Genomic DNA, 21596 nt, shown 5'->3' with positions numbered 1-21596 from the left:
GGAATTGTGACGGAGCGAAACTGGTACGAGGTTAAATTACAAGAGCCGATCGTTCGCAGCGCTTTTTTGGTAAGCAAATGTCATAATATACATAATTATTCATGATTGTTTAATTAAAACTTTAGATTTGAAGTTGCGCTTTTGGCTTGAAAAGTAATGAACCCTATCACTGATTATTTAACATTTGAATTAAAAAAAAGTGTGCCAGCGACAAATCCCAGCATTCCCACTTCGGCTTACCTGCACATACCTTTTTGTCGGCGCCGCTGTTACTACTGCGATTTTCCGGTTTTTGTGGTGGGCGATCGCAAAAATGGCGATAATTCCGGCACAATTGTGCAATACGTTGCCGTACTCTGTCAAGAAATTCAAGAAACAAAAAATTTAGGCGCATCCCTGAAAACAGTTTTTTTTGGTGGTGGCACGCCTTCGCTGCTTTCAGTGAGTCAGTTGAGCAATATTTTGGAGACTCTCGACGGCAAATTTGGGATTGCTGCTGGGGCGGAAATTTCTATAGAAATAGACCCGGGTACGTTTACTTTAGAACAGTTGCGGGGATATGCAGCGGCGGGAGTAAATCGAGTTAGTTTGGGAGTGCAAGCTTTTCAGGATGAATTGCTGCAAGCTTGCGGACGATCGCACTCGGTAGCAGAAATTTTTGAAGCAGTAGAAATAGTGCGATCAGCTGGTATTGTCAATTTCAGTTTAGACCTGATTTCGGGACTGCCGCACCAAACTTTAGAACAGTGGGAAGCTTCCCTGAAATCGGCGGTGGAAATTAGCCCGACTCATCTGTCGAGTTACGACTTAATTGTTGAGCAGGGAACTGCTTTCGGGCGCTACTTTGAAGCAGGCGCACAGCCACTGCCTGCAGATGACACCGCTGCTCAAATGTACCGTTTAGCAAGGGAAATTCTGACGGGGGCTGGCTACGAACATTACGAAATTTCTAATTACGCTCGCGATGGCTATCAGTGCCACCACAACCGCGTTTATTGGGAAAATCGCCCTTATTACGGCTTGGGCATGGGGGCGGCGAGTTACGTGGAAGGCCGGAGGTTGACCAGGCCTCGCAAAACTCAAGAATATTATCAGTGGGTGCGATCGATTTCTAGCCTCAATTCCCCTGCTACTCCTCAAATTAGGGGGGAAACCCAGCAGGAAATTTACTCAGCAGTTGAGCAAAATTTTCAATTTTCAGAAAATGACGTTTTGTTAGAAACGCTGATGCTAGGTTTGCGTTTAGCAGAAGGAGTTAGCCTGTCGGCGCTGACTCAAAAGTTTACTCAGCAAACGGTTGATAAAATTTGGCGTTGTTTGCAGCCCTACTGGCGGCAAGGATGGGTGGAAATTATGACGGAGGAGGGGGCGATTCCCTACGGCATAGCTTCGCTTCACGCAACTTTAGGCGACGGCGGCAAACTGCCACTTTCGGGGAATTTGAGGTTGAGCGATCCCGAAGGTTTTTTATTTTCTAATACCATTTTATCGGATTTGTTCAGCAAGTTAGGCGACAATAATTAGCTCTGTCTGAGGAAGTATATCTCCAGCAAGCGCGATCGGCCCTAAAGCCGGGGCCGCCAATGCGCCCGAAAGAAAATTCAATTGCTCCCTAGCTTGATAATCTCAAAAATAATATATTTTATATCGATCCCTAAACAAAACTTAAAGGCGAACTAAGCCTTGAGATAGACGCCAGGACTGCACTTCAGCCGTCATACTTAAGACTGAACATTTAAAAAGTAGTAATTTAATGAACACTTTAACTATCGACCGCAACCAAACCCAAAACCAGCCCTGCCTTGTAATTAGCGAGCGCGGGTGCAATCCGACTTCCAAGTGTAATTTTTGTGGTCACTACCAACAGGCAAGAGGTTCAGTTGGTCACTGTCAATTGTTGAACGCACCTGTTAGGGGAGGATGGAAATCTTGCACTTTAGCAATGCCGGCTTTTGCACCTTCTTGGGAATAGGGGGAAGGCCCTGATGTTTCCCCGGAGAAATTTATTAATTAACCCAAAGAATGTAAAAAAAACGTATAAAAAATTCTGTTTTAACTGGGAATCTGCTATAATAAGCTTAGGCCTTTCGCCACTCGATCGCACAATTGCACAAACAAGTTAAAAAGATGAATTTGACACTAAATCAGGTAATTTCCGAAGGTCATACGCGCATTTTGTGTTGGTATCTAAATAATACTAGCAAAGTGCAAATCGCTCGCATTACAAATATTCCTAATTGGTATTTTGAGAGGACAGTGTTTCCGGGGGAACGTTTTTTGTTTGAAGCGCTGCCGGAAGCTCAGTTAGAAGTTTGCAGGAGTGCGGATACGGGTGTTATAGTGTGCGAGCGAATTTTGTGCGATCGGCTGCGAGTTGAAGAATTAAGCACGGCTGATTGAAGATAATTCCTCAGACTTACCAACGAGAGGTAGAAACCCGGTTTTTTTCAGAAACCGGGTTTCTCTGTGTGATTATTTGTATGATAATAAAAACTCCGTGATTCTCGCCACCGATGCCTCAGCACTGAAACTGTCGCAAATGTTAATCTAAGCTAAATTATAAAAAATCCACCACTGTTTAATACTAAAACCCAATGCCCCTCACCGAACAAATCCTCTCCCAACTGCCAGGAGACGCCCTCGGAGGCCTGAGAAAAGTCGATCGACTCTGGGAAAACCTCAAACAAAACACCGCACCAGCACCTCAAGTAATCAAACACAGCCAACACCCCCTCGAAACCCTCGACTTCGACATAGTTATCGGGGGCGGAACCCTAGGAATATTAATCGGTACAGCCTTAGCCGTGCGGGGTTGGCGAGTAGCCCTGCTCGAACGCGGCACCCTGCGAGGCCGCGATCAAGAATGGAACATTTCTCGCAAAGAATTAGACGCATTCTTAGAACTCAATTTGCTATCTGTTGAAGAGATAGAAAAAGCCATAGCCACCGAATACAACCCAGCCAGAATCAGCTTTGCAAACACCCCCGACATCTGGGTGCGGGACGTACTCAACATCGGAATCGACCCAGTGTACCTCCTAGAAACCCTCAAGCAGCGATTCCTCCAAGCTGGAGGAAAGCTATTTGAAAATACACCATTTAAAACAGCAACCATTCACCCGGATGGAGTCTTGGTAGAATCTGCAAATACCGATACACAACCTGCTACAAATTTATTTAAAACCCGATTATTATTAGACGCAATGGGCCATTTTTCGCCTATTGTGCGCCAAGCAAGACAAGGCAAAAAACCAGACGCCATATGTTTAGTAGTCGGCAGTTGCGCTCGAGGATACCCCAAAAACGACACTGGAGATATATTTGCATCCTTCACCCCAATGCAAAATCAGTGCCAATATTTTTGGGAAGCATTTCCAGCCAGAGACGGCCGCACAACCTACTTATTTACATACATAGACGCCGACACAGAAAGATTCAGTTTAGAAACATTATTTGAAGAGTATTTGCGCTTGCTTCCCCAATATCAAAACGTCGAACTCGAACAGTTAAAATTCCAAAGAGCACTTTACGGAATCTTCCCCTGCTATCGCCAAAGTCCTCTAAAAATGCCTTGGAATCGCATACTCCCAGTCGGAGATAGCAGTGGTAGCCAATCTCCCCTCAGCTTCGGCGGTTTCGGCGCAATGGTACGGCACCTCAAACGCTTGACTCTAGGAATTGAGGAAGCTTTGACAAGCGACAGTCTCGACAAAAATTCCCTCGCACTTTTGCAACCCTATCAGCCGAATCTATCAGTTACCTGGTTGTTTCAGCGTTCGATGAGTGCTGCGATGAATCAAAGAATAGACCCCCATCAAATCAATCAACTTTTGGCTGCCGTGTTTCAGGTAATGGAAGAGTTGGGAGAACCCGTACTCAAACCGTTTCTTCAAGATATCGTGCTGTTTCCGGCTTTGTCACAAACCCTGTTTAAAACAGCAGTTAGCCATCCCGGATTAGTTATGAGAATTATCCCGCAGGTGGGAATAGCTAATTTGCTGGATTGGATGGTTCATTACTTAAATTTAGGAATTTATACGGGATTGTATCCTTTGGGGAAAGCAGTAGAACCGCAGGTAAAAAAATTAGCACCGCAGCAGCAATACTATTTGCACCGATTAGTTGAAGCATGGCAATATGGCGCTGGAGGCGATTATTAAGTGAACAGCCTCTCCGGCCTGTTACACAATAAAATTACTCGTTACCATGCTAGAGCCTGGGAACCAGTTAACTGATATATTAATTATGAGTTATGAAGGAGCTATAACTGCTAAAGCTTGGGGAATTACTCGGAATTTTGCAGGTGTGTGAGTTGTGATTTCACCGTCGGTATTAATCGGACGGCGTTTGCTAGTATTAACCTCAAATTCTTGAGCGTGCAAGGCGCGAACGTTAGGCCAACTTGTATGATTTCCTTGCCTCATAGCTGGCAGCAAAGCAATGATTTCCCACCATTTTTTTATTTCCAAACTGTATAAATCTAGTCGCTTGTCGTCGATTGTGGCATCTTCGGCAACGGTCATGCCACCGCCGTAGTAGCGGCCGTTACCAATGGCAATTTGAATAGTTTTTACATTAAAAGATTGGTTTTTTACTTTAATTTCTGCTCGGAACGGTCGCGCTGACAAAATTGTTTGCAAAGCAGTAAAAGCATAAGCTAAAACTCCCCAGCGCTGCTTTACGTCTTTAGTCAGCCGCTGGGTAATTTCCACGCTCAATCCCAAACTTGCCACATTAAAAAAATGCTGGCCGTTCACCCAACCCAAGTCTATGAGCCGAACTTTACCGCTGGCGATTACTTGACAAGCTGCGGGTAAATCTGTAGGAATTCCCAGAGTGCGGGCTAGGTCGTTAGCAGTTCCCATCGGCAAAATACCCAAGGGTAACTTGGTGTCTGTCAAACCTTCTATGGCAGCGTTGAGAGTGCCGTCGCCACCGCCAATTATTACTAATTCAACTCGATTTTGGTAGCGGCGAATTGTGTCGGGAAGTTCGCGGGCGTGATCCGTAGATTCTACAATTAGCTCAAAACCCAGTGCTTCTAATTCTACAGTGGCTTGAGATAATAGCTTTTGTCCTTTTCTGGAGTGCTGGTTTACTAAAAGTAGAGCTTTGTTCATTTGTTGATTTTTAATGGGGAATATTGAGTGTTTTTAATTACCAAAATTATAGCTTGATGGGTTAAGCGGCTCACATTAATGCTTGATTGCGATTTTACCAATTATGCTCGATTGACAAATATGTCAAAAAATGGATAATTGTAACAAAAGATTGCTAAAAAGTATCTTGCGTTCTCCGCTAGCTCCTTAAAGAAGTAAAACTAAAATTATGTCTAATTTTTTTGAAGAAGCGCAAGTCGCTGCCGATCGCCAAAACTGGCCCTTGTTAGTTGAATGCTTGCAGCAAGTGACAGCCGACGGTAGCAAGCCGCAGGAACAACACATTTTAGAGCAAGCTGTCAGTTTAGCAATAAAAGCCTTAAAATCGGGCGATTTTCAAGACCGCTGGGAAATTGCTAAAGTATTGCCAAATTTGGGAAATGGCGCGATCGCACCTTTAATTGCCGTACTCGAAGACGAAGACGCAGACACGGAACCCCGGTGGTTCGCCGCCCGCATTCTCGGAAAGTTCGTGAAGCAAAGCTATCCCGTAGGGAATCGCCCGGAGGTGATTCAAGCTTTAGTAGAATTGGTCAAAAATTCCGACGAAGAATTGAGCCAAATCGCCGCCGAAACCCTAGGGAATTTTGGTCCGACAGCCATAGAATCCCTCGCCACTCTCTTGCAGCAAGAAGACTCGCGACAGTTGGCCACAGCGGCACTCGCCCAAATTCGGCGCACCGAAACCATCCCGCCGCTGTTGAGCGTAGTCGCAGACTCTCAAGTTGCGGTGCGGGCAGCCGCAATCGAGGCCCTGAGCAACTTTCACGACTCCCGCATCCCGCCGGTGCTGGTAGCAGCACTCAAAGATACTGCGACAGCAGTCAGAAAAGAAGCCGTGCGAGCTCTTGGCGCGCGCGCCTATTTAGACGCAGAATTAGATTTAGTTAACTTGCTCAAACCTTTACTTTCGGACATCCGATTAGAAGTTTGTCAGCAAGCGGCGATTGCAATCGGGCGAGTGAAAACCGATGCTGCAGCGGCTGCTTTATTTGAATTGCTGCGATCGCCAATAACTCCGGTTGAATTGCAAATCGAAACTGTGCGCGCCCTAAGCTGGATGGAAACTGCAACCGCTTTAGCATATTTGCATCAGACTTTAAGGGCGCCATTTACTAGCATAAATTCTACTGTTTATCAAGAGATAGTCACTGTTTTAGGGCGAGTAGAAAAGCCGGAATTAAAAGCTATTGCTGCTGAAATTCTGATTGATTTGTTAAAAACAGGTCATCCGGCACTGCAGGAGGCAGTTAGCAAAAAATCTTTAGCTTTAGGTTTAGGAAAATTAGGAGATATCAGAGGGCTAGAAGCTCTGATTTCAATGTTGGGCGACGCAGACAGCAGCGTCAGGCTGCACTGCATGGCAGCGCTCAAACAGCTAGGTGCTGCCGAGGCCAGGCAGAAATTAGAAAACTTAGTGAAACAAGAGACTCTCGAACCAAGATTGAAACAAGGAATTGCGATCGCCCTGCAAGAATGGCAAGAAAATTAATCAAAAGACAGAATACCCAAATCCCCAACTTCTTGGAGAAGTCGGGGATCTAATAGCGATCGCATCTTTCTTCTTCCTGTCTCCGTTACATCAGTTACAAAATCCGTTGCCGAACTTCCTTCGGCTATATCATCGATTTTATTTGTGAATTTGGGCTATCGCACTTATCACCCGCTCTAAATCTTCATCAGTTAAATTAGAGCCAGAAGGCAAGCAAAGCCCGTACTCAAATAACTCTTGAGCCACCGCACCGCCCATACATTCGCAATCAGCAAATACTGGTTGTAAGTGTAAAGGTTTCCAAACCGGACGCGCTTCTATTTTCTCTTGAGCAAGCGCTAGGCGAACTTGTTCTCTATCTGCACCGAAAGCTGCCGGATCGATCGTCAAACAAGTCAGCCAGCGAGTAGCTTTTCCAAAAGCAGCTTCCGGCATAAATTCAATTCCCGGCAAGTTTCCTAAAGCTTGTTTGTAAAAGTCAAAATTGCCCCGTCTCGCTTGAACTCGCTCCTCCAAAACCCGTAATTGACCGCGACCAATTCCCGCCAAAACATTGCTGAGACGATAATTGTAGCCAATTTCTGAATGTTGGTAATGAGGAGCGGGGTCGCGGGCTTGTGTTGCCAAAAAACGAGCTTTTTCTACCAGTTTTTGGTCATCGGAAACTAACATTCCGCCGCCGGAAGTGGTGATAATTTTATTGCCGTTGAATGAGAAAATGCCTATTTTACCAAAGCTTCCAGGCGATCTATTTTTGTAGCTAGCCCCTAGAGATTCTGCCGCATCTTCTATGAGCGGAATTTCATAAGCATTGCAAGCTTCCAGAATTGGGTCGATATCGCAACTTTGACCGTAGAGGTGTACGATAACAACAGCTTTGGGTAATTTACCAATTTTTGCTCGTTTGTCCAGCGCTTCTCGGAACAAATCGGGGTTCAGATTCCAAGAAGTGCGATCGCTATCAATAAAAACTGGTTTAGCGCCAAGATAAGTAATCGGGCTAGCAGTCGCAATAAAAGTCAGAGTCGAGCAAAAAACCTCATCTCCCGAAGCGACGCCAATTAATTGTAAAGCCAAATGCAAAGCTGCCGTACCGGAACTAACAGCCGCTGCGTGTTTAGCGCCAACTACTTGGCAGAATTCTTGCTCGAAAGCGTCTACATGGGGGCCAACGGGGGCGATCCAGTTGGTATCAAAGGCTTCTTTGACGAACTCCTGTTCCAGTGAACCCATGTGAGGTGTTGAGAGGAGAATTTGTTTGAGCATGACTTCTAACCAGGCTTATTTACTACGAGCTTGCTGTTATGGTAAAGCACGATAGGCAGGAAAAAACCCTGAATTGAGCAGTGTTGCAGAATCCGTCTCCAAAGCGCTTGCCCGCAATTTTACCAAATGATAATATTTTTCTTCATCTGTAATCAGACGCATTGTAAAAAAAAGATGCCTTTGTTGAGAAAACCCAGACTTGAATATATAGAGACTATCTTGATTTGATCCTCCCACACCACCTCCCATGTGAAAAAACTCATTGCCTCGTTCTTGAGACCAGTATCTGCCGTAATCAAATACTAAACTAAAAGGAGACTCGCTCAAAAACTCGGTTTTGCTTCCCCCGAGGTGAGCCTGAACTATGCCTCCGCATTCCAGAAACAAGCAAGCACTGGCAATTTGATCTTCCTTTTCTACAAGGCATAAATGAATGCCATCGCCTAATTTTGATAAATCTTCAAAATAACTGCGTCCAAAATAATAAGATTGACTTGCTTCAACGCGCCCCATAGTCTCTTCATAAATTGCCATGAATTCATTGATATATTCTAAATAAGGGACTATCCTTGTCGTCAAACCCAATCGTTTGCACTTATTAATTGTACTTTTATGACCTTTTCTAGTACGCGATTTAATTTGAGCTGCAGAAAGTTTTAAGTCAACGGATACCGTGATGCCATTCTCAGTGACTGTACCGGGTTTAAATATTTGATTTATGTTGTCGTTGAGGATGGGATGAAGCCGAAAAAAAGCGGAACATATATTCTTGCTCCTGAATGTTCGCTTCAACTCATCGATCGCCGAATCTGGAAACCCCGGCGTGCTAGCTGCTGCCTCACTTAATAAAATTCCGGGATACCCGTAGGGCGAAACCGCATCAAAAATTCCCCGTGCGGTTGATTTTGTGGGAAGTATATCATCGCATTGACGCAGCAAATAAGGCAGGAAAAAAATCTTTTCGCCATCAACCATCAAAAAAGCTTCAGGAGTTGTCTTGGTTCTTTTTGCTTCGGCCAACACATACTCAGGCAAATGGTAGATATCGTGGCGTACTTTTTGCAAGGTTTCCCGCCACAATGGGTTTAATAAATCAATAATTTGAACGTTCATTTGTCTTACTCCGACCACACAATGGGAAATATTGCCGGATCGCTGAAATCAGGAGCGCCGTTGGGCAATTTACGGCACAAAAGTTCGTTAGGGATGTGAACTTCTTCTCCTTTTTGGTTCCAAAAAGAACGATATTGGTTGGCTTCGTCCTGTAGGTGGATTGCCATGGCCAAGCGGAAGACATTGCTGGTGTTGGGGTAGCTGCCGTGAATTGTCCAACAGTGATGAAAGCTGATTTGACCTTTCTTTAATATCATTGGCAATTTAACGATTTTTCGTCCTTCTCGGTGAAATTTATCTTCAATTTCTTCAAGGTTTGGGTTGTTGAAGGAGCGCATATTTCCGAGCCCGGGCCACTTGTGGCTACCGTCGAAAACGGCGATCGGCCCCAGAGACTCATCGCAGTCTTGGAAAGGTATCCAAGCGGTAAGTAAGTTGTCGGAGGTACAGGTAGACCAGTAAGCGCGATCGACGTGCCAGCCGATTGTGGTTTTGGTGCTTTTGGGTGGTTTACAGATGATTTGATCGTCTAGAATGCGAATTTGTTTGGTTCTGGCGAGTCGTGCGGCGATCGCGCCAATAATTGGCTGAAGGGCAAATTTTCGCAGCAGCTTGCTTTGCAAGGAAATGAATTCGTTATTGCGCGTAACGTCCCCATCTTCCGGCTTCCAGTTGCAGTATCCGCCACTGAGGGGAAGTACCGCATCTCGTTCTCCCCGGTAGAACTTTTCGCAGCCAAGAATTCCCTCTTCAATCATTTCATCGGGGATGACTTTTTTAGAGATGTACCAGCCGTGTTCTTCGTAAAAAGCAACATCTTCTTCTGTGGGTAAAAGAGCTATCTGTTCTGCGGTAAGATGTTGGGAAAAAGTCTCCATTCTTGATTTACTCCTGACTAATAACTAGCGCTTGGTTGCAGTTGGCAAAATTCAGCAAATTTTGCTGCTACTTGGGTAATATCGTTGTAGGAATAACGATGATCTGCGGGAACAGTCAGCAGGCGGTTAGATAAATCGAATGCCTTCGGATCTTTACCCGACAATTGGTCTGGCGGTTGAGGCCAATGAACGGGAGCGAAAATGTTTTTACTTATCAAAAATCGGCGCAGTTCTTCCCTAATTTGATGATTCTTACAGATTAAGATGCTATTAAAGGGAACCGAACCGGAAGACCAATTTGTAAATAGAGGTTGGTAACTTTCCTGTTGATTTTTTAATAGCAGATCTAAAAAATCTTTGACGTTGGTTGCCCGCTGTTGCCTCATTTCGGAAATCTTTAAACTTAAGAGTACATTGTTTGTGAGGGCGGAAATAGACCGATCGCCATCATTGATTAGATGCTCCTCTCCTTCCATTTGCAGGATTCGATAGCTATCTTTGGAAATATCCGCACCCATTAAATACGTTCGCTTTAGCAGCATAGCCGTGAGTTTTTGGGCGGCTGCCGGTGATTCGGGTTTAGAAGGTCGAGGCAGTTCCATTTTTTGCCCCGACCAAATCATCGCTCCGTCTGGAATCGGCAGTGTTTTACGCAGCGATGCCATTGCATAATGAGCGGTAGTTTGCTGCGCCCAAAGCGAGAAAGGATCGTGGCTGTGGTCTTCAATTAAGATAATATCTTGATTTTGAGTCTGCCAATCTTGCCAAGGTTTTCCTTCTTTCACCCCAAACAAATTAACTGCCAATACTAAATCACCCGGTAAGGGGCGAAGGGAATTAAAATCTGGAACTCGTTCTGTGGGCAAATCGCGATACCAACACAGCTCGAAAACTTTACTGATTTTTGCTGCAACTTCCATGCAGTAATATGTCGGTAAATGCAGCCTTAATCGACCTTCGCGAGATCCTTTCAAAAAACGCTCAACAGCCAATAGAATGCCCGTAGCTGTGGAAAATAGTTCGTAGTTTTCGGGGAATAATTTTTCCGATGATGATGATGGTGTCAAGGCATCATCCGACCAATGAAATTCTGAACCGACTTCCCATCTTGCTATCATTGATTGTAATACCTCATTCATTACCTTTAAACTCTTCACCCGTAGCGTGGCCTTCTTGACTAATTTCTTTTTGCCCCAAGACTTTCCAGACTGTTAGGAAAAGTATTTTTAAATCTAATGACAGGCTCCAATTATCGACATACCAAACATCCAGCCTGAATTTCTCCGGCCAATTTCCATCTAGAAGTCGGCGACCATTTACCTGGGCCCAACCGGTGATTCCGGGCATAACATCGTGGCGGCGCGCTTGTTCGGGACTGTAGCGTTCTAGATATCGTACTAATAAGGGGCGAGGCCCAACAAAGCTCATGTCGCCTTTGAGGACGTTCAATAGTTGAGGGAGTTCGTCCAGACTTGTTTTGCGAAGAAATTGACCCAGGGGTATGAGACGCTGTTCGTCGGGCAGCAAATTGCCATCAGCGTCGCAATCGCTTGTCATAGTGCGAAACTTGTAGAAATTGAAAACCCGGCCGTTTTTACCGGGACGGGGTTGGCAGAAAAAGATGGGCCCACCCATGCGGATGTAAATGGCGATCGCAACTATTAATATTACCGGAGAGAAAAGCAAAAGGGCGATCGCTGCACATAATCTATCTAATACCCACTTAACCAATTGACTGACTTTTTTGGGATTTACTCGTTGATTAAGTTGCGATATTTGTGAGTTTGACTTGCTCGGTAGTAATTCGTAAATACTCATGATTCTGCACCCCAAAAGCAATTTACTGTACTTCACTGATTCTTGCAGTATCGGGGTTTATACGGTAACGAGTTCTGTCAACTTTACAGAAAATTTAAATAACTTCGGTTTTTTATGAAGCCTTTGTGAACCTGTGGTTGGGACGATCGCTTACTGTTACATAACTTAACGATGAAGTAGGTAAGATCGAGGGCCGTGCGAGCGTTGACCTGTGTCCAACCTGTAATATTATGTCCGGCTAATCGACCTTGACACGAGTGCGATCCGAGCTGCGGACTTTAGTATTTTGAGGACTAAAATCCTGACTACAAGCTTTTTTTAAGCGTTTATTGATTCAGTACGTCCTAACCATACAAAGACTGCACCCATTCCCATTCTTGCCTCAATCCTTCCCTCAAAGAAACCTGTGCCTGATATCCCAATATTTTCTGAGCTTTGGATACGTCAGCGCTAGTATCCCGCGCATCTCCTTTGCTCGATTCTAGGTAATTGATGCGAATCGGGCGATCGACAATATTTTCCATTGTGTGAATAACTTCTGCTAAAGCAACTCGACTTCCCCCTCCTATATTGAAGATTTCGCCCACAGCTTCTGGAACTTTAGCAGCAGCTACATTAGCAGCAATGCAATCGCTGATAAACGTGAAGTCTCGGGTTTGCTGTCCGTCTCCGTAAATTGAAATCGCTTCGCCGCGCAAAATTGATTTAAAAAATATGTGGAATGCCATATCGGGACGCTGGCGAGGCCCGTAAACGGTGAAATAGCGCAACATGGTTGCCGGAACGCCGAAATTGCGATAATAAAGCGAACACAAACGTTCAGCGGCTAACTTAGTAATTCCGTAGGGAGACACTGGTTGAGGACAGGCAGTTTCGCTGGTAGGGAAAGTTTCAGCATTGCCGTACACCGAAGAAGAAGAAGCTAGCACAAATCTTTTCAGTTGCGGTGCATTTTTTGCTGCTTCTAAGAGTACCTGAGTTGCATTGATGTTGCGATCGGTGTAGCGGCGGAAACCTTCTCCCCAACTAGCGCGGACGCCTGCTTGCGCTGCTTGGTGATAAATGACTTCTGTATTAGCCAAGAGCGGACCCCAATCCAAAGATAAAATATTGTCTTCCAGCAGTTGAAAATTTGGATGTTTTGCAAAATGAGCTAGATTTTTTCTCTTCAATTCGGGCTCGTAATAATCGTTGACTTCATCAATGCCGATAACTTTCTCACCCTGTTTTAACAGAGTTTCTACTAAGTGAGAGCCGATAAAACCTGCCGCGCCTGTAACTATATTAGTCATGTGTTAATTATTGATTGTTGATTGTTGGTTGTTGATTTCAGCGTACAAAGCCTCGTATTGCTTCAGAATGTTCTGGAGTTCGTAAGCAAGTATGCTTTTACTACCGCGCTGTGCCATTTCGCGAGCTGCGACCGGGCGATCGAGCACCCAAGCCATAGCCTGAGCCAACCCGTCGATATCTCCCAACTTGACAAGAAGGCCGCAACCTCCTTCGAGCAAGTCCCGAGTGCCGCGAATATCTGTACCGATCGCCGGAACTTCCAGGCACAGCGACTCCATGACACAATTGGGAAGCCCCTCTTGCTCAGAAGCCAGGACTGTTGCTGCTGAGGCCCGCATCAAAACAGGAATGTCCCGACGAAACCCCAAAAAATGCACCTGATTTTCCACTCCTAGCTCAGATGCCAACTGCTGCATCTCCTTGATTTTTCCCTGGCCAGCAAAGGCTAAGTGTGCCTCTGGTCTTCCCAAACGAGCGAAAGCCTTTAAAACGTCGTGGGGGCGCTTGCGGGGAATCAGCTCAGCAACCGACAAAAACAGCGGCGTATCCGGCGATATTCCCAATTCTTGGCGCACTCTCCGTATTTCTGCTTCAGGAATCTCCAAGGGGTTGTAGCGATCGACATTTAACCCAGTTCCCGGTATATAACGGACTCGTTCAGCGGGAACCAGCCATCGTTTGGCCGCTTCCTCATCCTCTCGGTTCACCACCACTAGGCAATCAGTCCAAGGCCCGGCAAGCTTTTCTAGCCCCAAAAAAATTGCATTTTTCAGCGGTGAACCTCCTTTGTAGAAGTGAAAACCTTGGGCCGTATAGATCACCTTGAGTTTTCCCTGCTTTCTCCAATCATTGAGAACATAACGACTGACAAAGGCCGCCACGGGGGTGGAAACATTTACCAGGTTATAGGCTTGCTGTGATAGCACTTCTCGGATTTGTGGCGGCGCAACCAGCAGATTTTGCGTCGCGGTGGGGTTTCGGGACCAGTCGATTTCCCAGGTGCGATCGAATGCCTGCAAGCATTCTGGACAAGTCGAAACTCCTTTGGCCATCCCGTCTACCTCCCAACCGATCTCGCGCAAGTGGCGGGCAATGGGTGCGAAGAAAGCGCGGAGAGTTGGTGCGATCGTCGTTACTATCAATAGTTTGTTCATTGTTTTTCTCTCAACCAAACTTCTGTTTGCTCTCGAACGAAGCGGTAAAGTTGATTCCGCCGTTCCTGCAGCACTTCATCTCGATAGTCTTTGGCTTTCTCCAGGTTGCGGGCCGACATCCGACTCATGCGTTCTGGATTCGTCACCACTTCGCGAATTTTATGAGCCAAAGCAGTCGCATCACCGGGGGGTACAAGATCTTCGGCCGGCAGCAGTTCGGGAATGCCACCTACCGTAGAACCGATGCACGGGAGCGATCGGGCCATCGCTTCGATCATTGCTCTAGGTAAACCTTCCTGGCGGGAAGGCAGGATGAAAAGCTCTGCTTTGTCCAACTGGGCGCGTACAGCATCGCCAGCAGTTAATTGGCCGAGAAAACAAACCCGATCTGCTATACCGCGGGCTTGGGATCGCGCCTCCAATTCAGACCGATGTTTGCCATCTCCTACCAAAACCAACTTCAGGTTTAATCCCGACTGCACGCAGGAAGCTACAGCATCAATTAAGACATCGGGGGCTTTATAGAGTTGAGCCAGCGTACCGACACTAACCATGGTGAAAGATTGGTTGTCGCGATCGTAAAAACGGGGTGCAGCAGCAAAAGCCGAAGTTGGCAATTCAACACTGGAATAGTGGGTTGAAAACGCCCCAGACCCAGAAGGGTATCGGCGTTGCAGGGCACCTTCTGTAACGTAGGCAGCAGCACAAGCCCCAGCACATTGATGCCTCAACTTGCGTGGAAACCACCAGCGGAAGAACGGGCGCAAGGGATGTTTAACTGCACCGGGCGCGAAGACATCATAGGGGTCGGCTACGACTTCTACGGCATACGGATGATTTATCTTGCTTAACATCGGTTGAATGCAAGAAGCTATCTGCGAACCAACCCGCAGAATTACCGCATCGTTTGCTGCCACTGCATTTCTGGCGGCACGCTGGACTTGCGAGACTTTCTGGAGGTACTGCCAAGGGCCGATGTAGTATGGTACGGCTGCGAAGGAAACCCCTTCGCCGTCTGCGCGTTTGCAGTCGCCAGAAACTGAAGCAACTTCTTGAACCCTTGCCACCACGCGCACGCGATCGAAAACTTCCAAGTAACGCATCCAGAAGGAATGTGGAAACGCTACTTGCGTCCAAACTTTTCCGTCGGGAGTGCGATCGAATCGATGTTCGAGAGCAACAACAACATTCATAAATTGACAACCCCTAAAATTTATTTATTCATAATAATAAATTAACTTTGATGAGTTTTTTTGCTGTCAATATTTTTTAATTAAGTAATGACATAATTTTTATAGCATAGCCTGTATTTTAAGGTAAGTTATTTATATAAAATTTACAAATATTCATTTACTGAAGCAGGATCTAATGGAGCAACAATGGAAATAGAAATACCTAGATGACCGTATTATTAAACGGAATGTCGTTGATAGGTTTACCAATTGGGATAAACACTACAGATTATGTAAAAATTATAACAATTAGAGCGTTACCGATCGTGCCATTAAAGAAGCCAGCCCTGTCAAGGTGGTAAATTTTGCTAAGATATCGTAACATCAGTTATATTTATATTGATTGTTTAAAAGATTTAGGAAACTGTACCAATGGTCAAGATGTCTGTATTTAAGAAAAAGATAACACTAGGAAAGGTGATTGGTATTTTTCGTGGCTTGTTCCTTAAGTTGCTTTTGCGCTCCTGCGGTTTTCCCATCACTATAGAGCATGAAGTTCGATTTCTCAGTAGAAGAACTATAGAGATAGGAAATTGGGTAACTATTCGTTGGCATACTCAAATCAATGAAAATGTTAAGATTGGGGACAAAGTTTTTATTGGAAAATACTGTGACATTGGAAAAAACGTAGTCATAGAGGATACTGTGACTCTAGCAGATTATGTATGTCTGCTCGGTAATACTCATAATTATAATGACCCTGAAAACAGAGCAGGTGAAATTTATTCACCAGGTACGAAGGTTATTGGTCAAGGTGCTTGGATAGGCTACAGAGCAATTGTCCTCCCACAAGTTCGATATGTAGGGCGGGGTTCAGTAATTGGAGCAGGTGCTGTTGTTACCAAAGATGTTCAGGATCACACTATCGTAGCTGGAAACCCCGCAAAAGTGATTGGATGCCTTTTACCTGTGTCACAAAAGTAATCCTTAAAACCGTACCTGTCCGTCGGGGGTGCGATCGCATCGATTTTCTCAAGCAAAAACAACATTCATGAATCAGCTTCTCAGACGATAAACGTGAACATCTAAGGGATTGAGGAAACCACTGAGTTGACCATTTTTGAAGCTCATACCAGAAGTATGACCTGAAAACATAGGTTGTACTTCTCTCACATTTCCTGGAAGTTTAATCGCCACTTGAGGAGTGCGATCGTATGAAGTATTGATGAAAACAGCTAGATTTTGGTTTTGATGCACCCAAATTCCAGCTAAGATGTTTTTCGCGCCCGTCTCAATAGTTTTGAAATCTCCTTCTAGTAAGAGCGAATTAATTGCTTGCATTTCTGGTACTAAAGATTTGATTCCCATCCATAAATCTGGATGTTCCAGTAAACTCCACTTTCGATCGTAATAAGTGTAGTAAATAATTCCTTTCGCACCAGCTAAAATGGCCTGATATGTCATATTACGTACCTCATCAAAAGTTGGTACCGCCGCGCCTTTCTCATACCACCGAAATGACTGCAAGTTTCCAATAATTAAACGATTGTTGGGAGCAGCATCGCGAGCAATAGAAATTATATTTTTAACCGAATTCAATGGTAAATTTAATCCCACAGGATAAGCTTGAACTCCTACTGCATCAGCACTATTAATAAAAGTAGAAATTTTTTTTTCTTTGCTACCGCTAATATAGGTTATGTGAGCGGGGTCGGCAGTTTTAAACTTACAATGTAAATCTAAAACCTGATTCAAAGTAAATCCATCTTTGTTACTATCGACATCATCAGCAATACTCCAACCAAAAATAGCTGATTTATTCTTGAATTTATTGACAACTTGAATAGGATCGACCGTTGGCACTAACTCAAATTCAGTCAGGACGTAAATACCCATTCGCTCAGCCTCATCGAGAAATTTTTCATATTCTTCAAACTTTTCAAATCTTTTAAAAGAAGGGTGAATTATATTAAATCCTGCCGCCGCAATTTCACGTAAGTGATTCATGCGAACGTCTGCAGTAGATGCCCAGGAAACGTGATAAAAACCAAAGGGAAAGAAGGGCTTGCCATTAACCATAGCAGTACCGTCTGCGCGCACCCCCACTATAGGAGTAGTAGTAGGAAGAACGGGGATACGATCTGCACAGGATAAGCTGACATAAGAACTATTGCACGAACTAAAATAAAAAATAACTGAAATCAATAAAGCCGATAATGTTCTAATTAATTTACTAGAAAACTTATTCGTTATTTTTCTATTATTACTACTCATTTGTTAAGTTCCTATGCGATTATCTTGCTACCTTTTTAAAGTCGGTCAGCGTGTCTTGCAAACTGCGATCGTTCATCGGGAGGAATAGTATTTTGTGTTCTACACGAACTCGCAGTTGAACTCAAGGCTAAAGCACCGAATAGGAAAATCCACCACAGACAAGTGAGCATTTGCAGTCTAAAAATGAAAAAATTCATAAATAGTGAAAATCCTGAAGCAACAATACCACAGCCCAAGATTGGAAATTCCAATTTTCTTGAATCCCGAAGCAGGAGACGAGCATAAACAGTCCACAAAAACAGAAAATATAGAAAACCAGCCATTCCTAGCTCGACAATTAGTAGCAAAAAAGTTGAGTGAGGGTGATATAAAATTGGTCCGAAGGAAGTTCGTATTATCTTAAAAGTTCTTCCTCCCTCTGCATCTGAACCATCCTCAATATCTAGAATATACCAATCCCAATAAGAGCCATACCCAGACCCCAAAATATTCAAGTCTGTAGTCCGATTACCAATAATTTTAAAAGATGTTAAGTATGTATCTGAACGGGATGAGTCTTCCAAGGACTGCAAGCGCTCGCCAGTATTTGATGTTGCAAATACTATTGCTGCTGCTATCATTACGAAAACAATTACTCCCAGAGCAGCAAGAAGAGCAATTTTCTTATTTTTATTAAATAAAATAGTCAAACAAAGAAATACACCAATAATGAGTATTGCGCCCCGTGACCCAAGACCGATTAGAGTCAGCATTAAAATAAAAATAATGGTAAGCTTAAATAAACGTTTGGTAGGAGTTTGAATCAGCTCTTGAATCGCAAATGCTAACGCCGGTATTAGCACAAAATATCCATCATCTGACCCAAACAACGGGCCTTGTACCCGCACTGTCGGATCGTTAATTAGCGCGCTTCTTACACCTGCAAACTGGAAGGATGATAAAGATGCAACTGTGTATAACAGCCCTACTCCAGTTAAACCAACTGTGAGTCGCCAGAGAAATAGCCGTACAGATTCAGCCGGTCTTTTTGCGATCGCATTATAGCCAAGCAAAAAGCTGGATGCTGTCAAAATCAGGGTAAACATCATTCCCTTAGCATCGCGCGGGTCGATGCGACTATCTTGAAGGGATAGCGTAGCATAAAATATCAGGCTAACTGTCAATATCGGCAAGTGATAATGCCAAGGCTCGAGGAAGGCGTTGATTAGATGTTCCCGTCTTTGTAAGGTGGTACTTGAAGTTTTTTTCCTCCTCGGACACAACAGGAACATGCAAGCGACTACTACAAGAAGTATGTCTTTGCCGTTAACAGGTATCGATTCAATTTCAAACCACGGAGTTTTGGTCGATGGTAGCACCGTCCAATAGAAAAAGCTCAACCAAAACAGCAGGTCTAACATAAAATAAAATTACGAAAAATGACTAATGCTAGCAGCTAGGAAAGTTAGCCTCATAGACTTTTGTTAGCTCTTTTACACTCATATCAATACTGAAAGAACTCTTTTGTAAAACCCCTAGTGCATCCGATTGGGTAATAGCCGATGTATCGCCTCGTGCTGCCAAAACTGCCTCAGCCCAATCCGATGCCGATCGCGACAAGGACATTCGCCGCACCAGAGGCTTGACAATATCGACTTCCTCGGTAATGACATCCGAAAAAATACAGGGAAGCCCAGCCGCTTGTGCTTCTAGCAATACTAAGGGCAATCCTTCGTGAAAGGATGGCAAAAGGAATAAATCCATAGCACCTAGCATTAACTGGGGTACGTCAGGTCGGACACCTGCGAAAATAATACGGTCTGTCAAACCAAGCTGAATAACTTTCTGTTCGATTTCTGGGCGCAGCGAACCATCACCTATCAGTAATAGGCGCATTTTTGGTTCTCGTTTGGCAACTTCCGCCACAATTTCCAACAGAAACAGATGGTTCTTTTGTTCGATAAATCTCCCTACATGACCGATCGCAAAAGCATCCGCAGGTAAACCCAATTCAGTCCGAATAGCAACCGAATTGACAGGAGACTGGAACGGAGTTAGATCGATGCCATAGTAAAGAATTTGCCTGCGCGGATCGGTTGACCATGCTGAACCAAATAGAGACGCGGCTGCCTTGTAGCTAACTCCTAAACCAACTGTTGCGTAGCGATCGACCCACCATTCTGTTAAAGCGAGATACAAACGCCGATACCATCCTGCTTTTGCCTGAACTGAGGAGGTATCGTTATGGCTTTGGGCAATGCGGACAGCTATGCCGGCTTGTTTTGCCAACCAAAGAACGTAACCGCTGAAGTGGTGAACGTGACTGTGAACAATATCATAGGGCCCGTATTCGCGTAAAATTCGTTTAAAGTTGTTACCGTAAAGCCAAGGTTTTGAAGGATGGAGGCACGGGATAATTTTGCTGCCAAGAGCACGTACTTCGTCGTCGTAAGGACAGGGTTTCTCAGTGTGAACTACAAAGTCCATCTGGAAACGATCGCGATCGATATTTCGCAAAACGTGTATCAACCAAGTTTCTATGCCGCCCCGATTCATGCCGCCGACGACATGAAGAATACGGATTGGACGCTGCTTAGTCGATGTTTGATTTTGTTCCTTGATATCTGTCGAGTCTGTGCAGTGCATAGACGATAACTCCTAAACTAAAAACTGCTTGAACAATTGCAGTAACGATCAGCGCCAGCGCCGCCCCTTGAAGTCCCATAATTGGAATTAACCACAGACAAGCGATCGCAGAACACCCCGTTACCAAAACAAACAAAGGCATTTGCACTCGAAAGTATCTAGCTGCCGTCATCCCGTAACCCAAAAAGGCAGAAACGTACCAAATACCCGCAGCCACCATCAGCCATAGGAACAAATCTGCTCGATCGGCATATTCCGGTTTATAAAGTAAAGTTAAGATTGGTTTGCCGGCAACAACCGCGACAAAAACGCCTCCCGCACCTAACATCAAGCCAACCCCCACCAGCTTGAGCAAAAGTGTGCGAAAAGCAGTGCTATTTCCCGCTGCATAATATTTTGCTAGTCGCGGACTTGCAGACTCCGCTAGCGCACTCACTACCATCTGCCCAACCACCATCAGGTAAGACATGGCAGCGAAAATGCCCAGTTCGCGTTCGCCCAAATACCGCTCGATAAAGTATCGAGGAATGTTAGTATTCAGCGAAATCAACATCATCACAAAACCCAGAGGTAAAGCAAGCCAAACTAACTTGCCCAAAGTTTTTCGGTGCCAGCGCGGGTACAAGGGATTGTGGCTGTTTGCAGGTTGAGCATCGGCAACAAATAAACTTTCTCTCTCTCTTCCATGCGAGGAATTCTTTAAAATTAATCTACCATTGCGAAGATCCCAAGCGAATAGGACTAAACCCCAGGCAATTGCTAATCCGATCGCTCCTCCTACAACACTCCCAGTCAGAGAAACTCCGATGCCTAAAAGTAACAGCGATAAAGGGCCTTTAATCATCAGGGCGATCGCAATCCGATCCATCCGTTCGTGTTGTTGAATCAAGCCGTAAAACACATCGCTGATCGACTCAAAAGCCTTTGCCAGGGCGATCGCCAAAATCACCAGTGAAGTCTCCCACCGATATCCAGCTTTGAGCGTAATTCCCGCAATTATCAACAGTGCTAACCCAGTTCCAATTAACCTCAGACCCAGATAATCGCTAAAAACATAGTCTCCTTTCGCATCTGTCGCTTGGATACCTCGCAGTTGCAGATTAGTAAACATGATAACAGGGGCTGTCACCGCCAAACCCAAGGTAAATTGACCCACCATTTCAGGACTGCCCAATTTAGCTAGCACTACTAACATCCCCCATTGGGAAGCCGCATAAACGAGATTACCCGTGAAAGTCCAGGAAAAATTCCGGCGTAATGTTAGTGGTTTCAACTGTTGCATTAGTACCTAATTACCTGATTGCTAATTGGTGAATTCAAATCGTATATTTTTCCATTTCCAAGTTAGTCAC

At 44.8% G+C, this 21596-nt stretch carries 18 protein-coding genes; 5 read left to right on the top strand and 13 right to left on the bottom strand.

The features are described 5' to 3' along the window. Nucleotides 1-156: 156 nt before the first annotated feature. The 3 genes from hemW to QUA45_RS02095 all read left to right on the top strand — a co-directional run bounded on the left by hemW (nt 157) and on the right by QUA45_RS02095 (nt 4160). On the top strand, nt 157-1524 hold the full coding sequence (gene hemW / locus QUA45_RS02105) for a radical SAM family heme chaperone HemW (RefSeq protein WP_333219157.1): 1368 nt from the start codon (nt 157-159) through the stop codon (nt 1522-1524). A 603-nt stretch (nt 1525-2127) separates the two neighbouring features. Beyond that, on the top strand, nt 2128-2400 hold the full coding sequence (locus tag QUA45_RS02100; protein WP_190661072.1) for a DUF1830 domain-containing protein: 273 nt from the start codon (nt 2128-2130) through the stop codon (nt 2398-2400). A 194-nt stretch (nt 2401-2594) separates the two neighbouring features. Then, nucleotides 2595-4160: an FAD-dependent oxidoreductase gene (locus QUA45_RS02095; protein WP_333219155.1), complete on the top strand. Its 1566-nt coding sequence runs from the start codon at nt 2595-2597 to the stop codon at nt 4158-4160. Nucleotides 4161-4250: 90 nt separating this feature from the next. On the opposite strand, the gene QUA45_RS02090 is transcribed toward QUA45_RS02095, so the two are convergent. Beyond that, entirely contained in the window at nt 4251-5120 is an 870-nt protein-coding gene (locus QUA45_RS02090) for a lipid kinase (RefSeq protein ID WP_333096325.1), read from the bottom strand. Between the two features lie 208 nt (nt 5121-5328). On the opposite strand from QUA45_RS02090, the gene QUA45_RS02085 reads away from it, so the two are divergent. Beyond that, a complete protein-coding gene (locus tag QUA45_RS02085; RefSeq protein ID WP_333219153.1) occupies nt 5329-6651 on the top strand; it encodes a HEAT repeat domain-containing protein in 1323 nt (440 codons plus the stop codon). Between the two features lie 138 nt (nt 6652-6789). On the opposite strand, the gene QUA45_RS02080 is transcribed toward QUA45_RS02085, so the two are convergent. The 8 genes from QUA45_RS02080 to QUA45_RS02045 all read right to left on the bottom strand — a co-directional run bounded on the left by QUA45_RS02080 (nt 6790) and on the right by QUA45_RS02045 (nt 15366). Continuing rightward, the gene (locus QUA45_RS02080) at nt 6790-7917 is read right to left on the bottom strand and encodes an aminotransferase class I/II-fold pyridoxal phosphate-dependent enzyme (RefSeq protein ID WP_333096328.1); all 1128 of its coding nucleotides are present in this window, start codon (nt 7915-7917) and stop codon (nt 6790-6792) included. 36 nt (nt 7918-7953) lie between these two features. Further along, nucleotides 7954-9030, bottom strand: coding sequence for a GNAT family N-acetyltransferase (locus tag QUA45_RS02075; protein ID WP_333096330.1), 1077 nt, complete (start codon nt 9028-9030; stop codon nt 7954-7956). A gap of 5 nt (nt 9031-9035) precedes the next feature. Then, the gene (locus QUA45_RS02070; RefSeq protein ID WP_333096332.1) at nt 9036-9908 is read right to left on the bottom strand and encodes a phytanoyl-CoA dioxygenase family protein; all 873 of its coding nucleotides are present in this window, start codon (nt 9906-9908) and stop codon (nt 9036-9038) included. A 17-nt stretch (nt 9909-9925) separates the two neighbouring features. Next, nucleotides 9926-11026, bottom strand: a complete 1101-nt coding sequence (locus tag QUA45_RS02065) for a DegT/DnrJ/EryC1/StrS aminotransferase family protein (protein WP_333096333.1) — start codon at nt 11024-11026, stop codon at nt 9926-9928. A 13-nt stretch (nt 11027-11039) separates the two neighbouring features. Further along, the gene (locus QUA45_RS02060; RefSeq protein WP_333096334.1) at nt 11040-11726 is read right to left on the bottom strand and encodes a sugar transferase; all 687 of its coding nucleotides are present in this window, start codon (nt 11724-11726) and stop codon (nt 11040-11042) included. Nucleotides 11727-12070: 344 nt separating this feature from the next. After that, nucleotides 12071-13018 carry an NAD-dependent epimerase/dehydratase family protein gene (locus QUA45_RS02055; protein WP_333096335.1) on the bottom strand — a complete coding sequence of 316 codons (948 nt, stop codon included), beginning with the start codon at nt 13016-13018 and terminating at the stop codon, nt 12071-12073. A 3-nt stretch (nt 13019-13021) separates the two neighbouring features. Continuing rightward, a complete protein-coding gene (locus QUA45_RS02050) occupies nt 13022-14173 on the bottom strand; it encodes a glycosyltransferase (protein ID WP_333096337.1) in 1152 nt (383 codons plus the stop codon). Then, nucleotides 14170-15366, bottom strand: coding sequence for a glycosyltransferase family 4 protein (locus tag QUA45_RS02045; RefSeq protein ID WP_333219151.1), 1197 nt, complete (start codon nt 15364-15366; stop codon nt 14170-14172). The genes QUA45_RS02050 and QUA45_RS02045 overlap by 4 nt, the downstream gene beginning before the upstream one ends. 411 nt (nt 15367-15777) lie before the next feature. Here QUA45_RS02045 and QUA45_RS02040 point away from each other — a divergent pair, with 411 nt between their 5' ends. Then, complete coding sequence (locus tag QUA45_RS02040; protein WP_333096341.1) at nt 15778-16329, top strand: acyltransferase; 552 nt, start codon at nt 15778-15780, stop codon at nt 16327-16329. Between the two features lie 72 nt (nt 16330-16401). Here QUA45_RS02040 and QUA45_RS02035 read toward each other — a convergent pair whose 3' ends face one another. From QUA45_RS02035 to QUA45_RS02020, 4 genes are read right to left on the bottom strand one after another with little or no spacing between them, the layout of a single operon-like run. Next, the gene (locus QUA45_RS02035) at nt 16402-17619 is read right to left on the bottom strand and encodes a hypothetical protein (RefSeq protein ID WP_333096343.1); all 1218 of its coding nucleotides are present in this window, start codon (nt 17617-17619) and stop codon (nt 16402-16404) included. Between the two features lie 35 nt (nt 17620-17654). Beyond that, on the bottom strand, nt 17655-19019 hold the full coding sequence (locus QUA45_RS02030) for an O-antigen ligase family protein (RefSeq protein ID WP_333219150.1): 1365 nt from the start codon (nt 19017-19019) through the stop codon (nt 17655-17657). A gap of 28 nt (nt 19020-19047) precedes the next feature. Beyond that, on the bottom strand, nt 19048-20244 hold the full coding sequence (locus tag QUA45_RS02025) for a glycosyltransferase family 1 protein (protein ID WP_333219148.1): 1197 nt from the start codon (nt 20242-20244) through the stop codon (nt 19048-19050). Further along, nucleotides 20192-21526, bottom strand: a complete 1335-nt coding sequence (locus QUA45_RS02020) for an oligosaccharide flippase family protein (RefSeq protein WP_333096347.1) — start codon at nt 21524-21526, stop codon at nt 20192-20194. The genes QUA45_RS02025 and QUA45_RS02020 overlap by 53 nt, the downstream gene beginning before the upstream one ends. Nucleotides 21527-21596: the final 70 nt, after the last annotated feature.

The organism is Microcoleus sp. Pol12A5, assembly GCF_036701435.1.
In the GTDB taxonomy this organism is placed as follows: Bacteria; Cyanobacteriota; Cyanobacteriia; order Cyanobacteriales; family Microcoleaceae; genus Microcoleus.
This window is presented reverse-complemented; position numbering and strand designations above follow the sequence as displayed.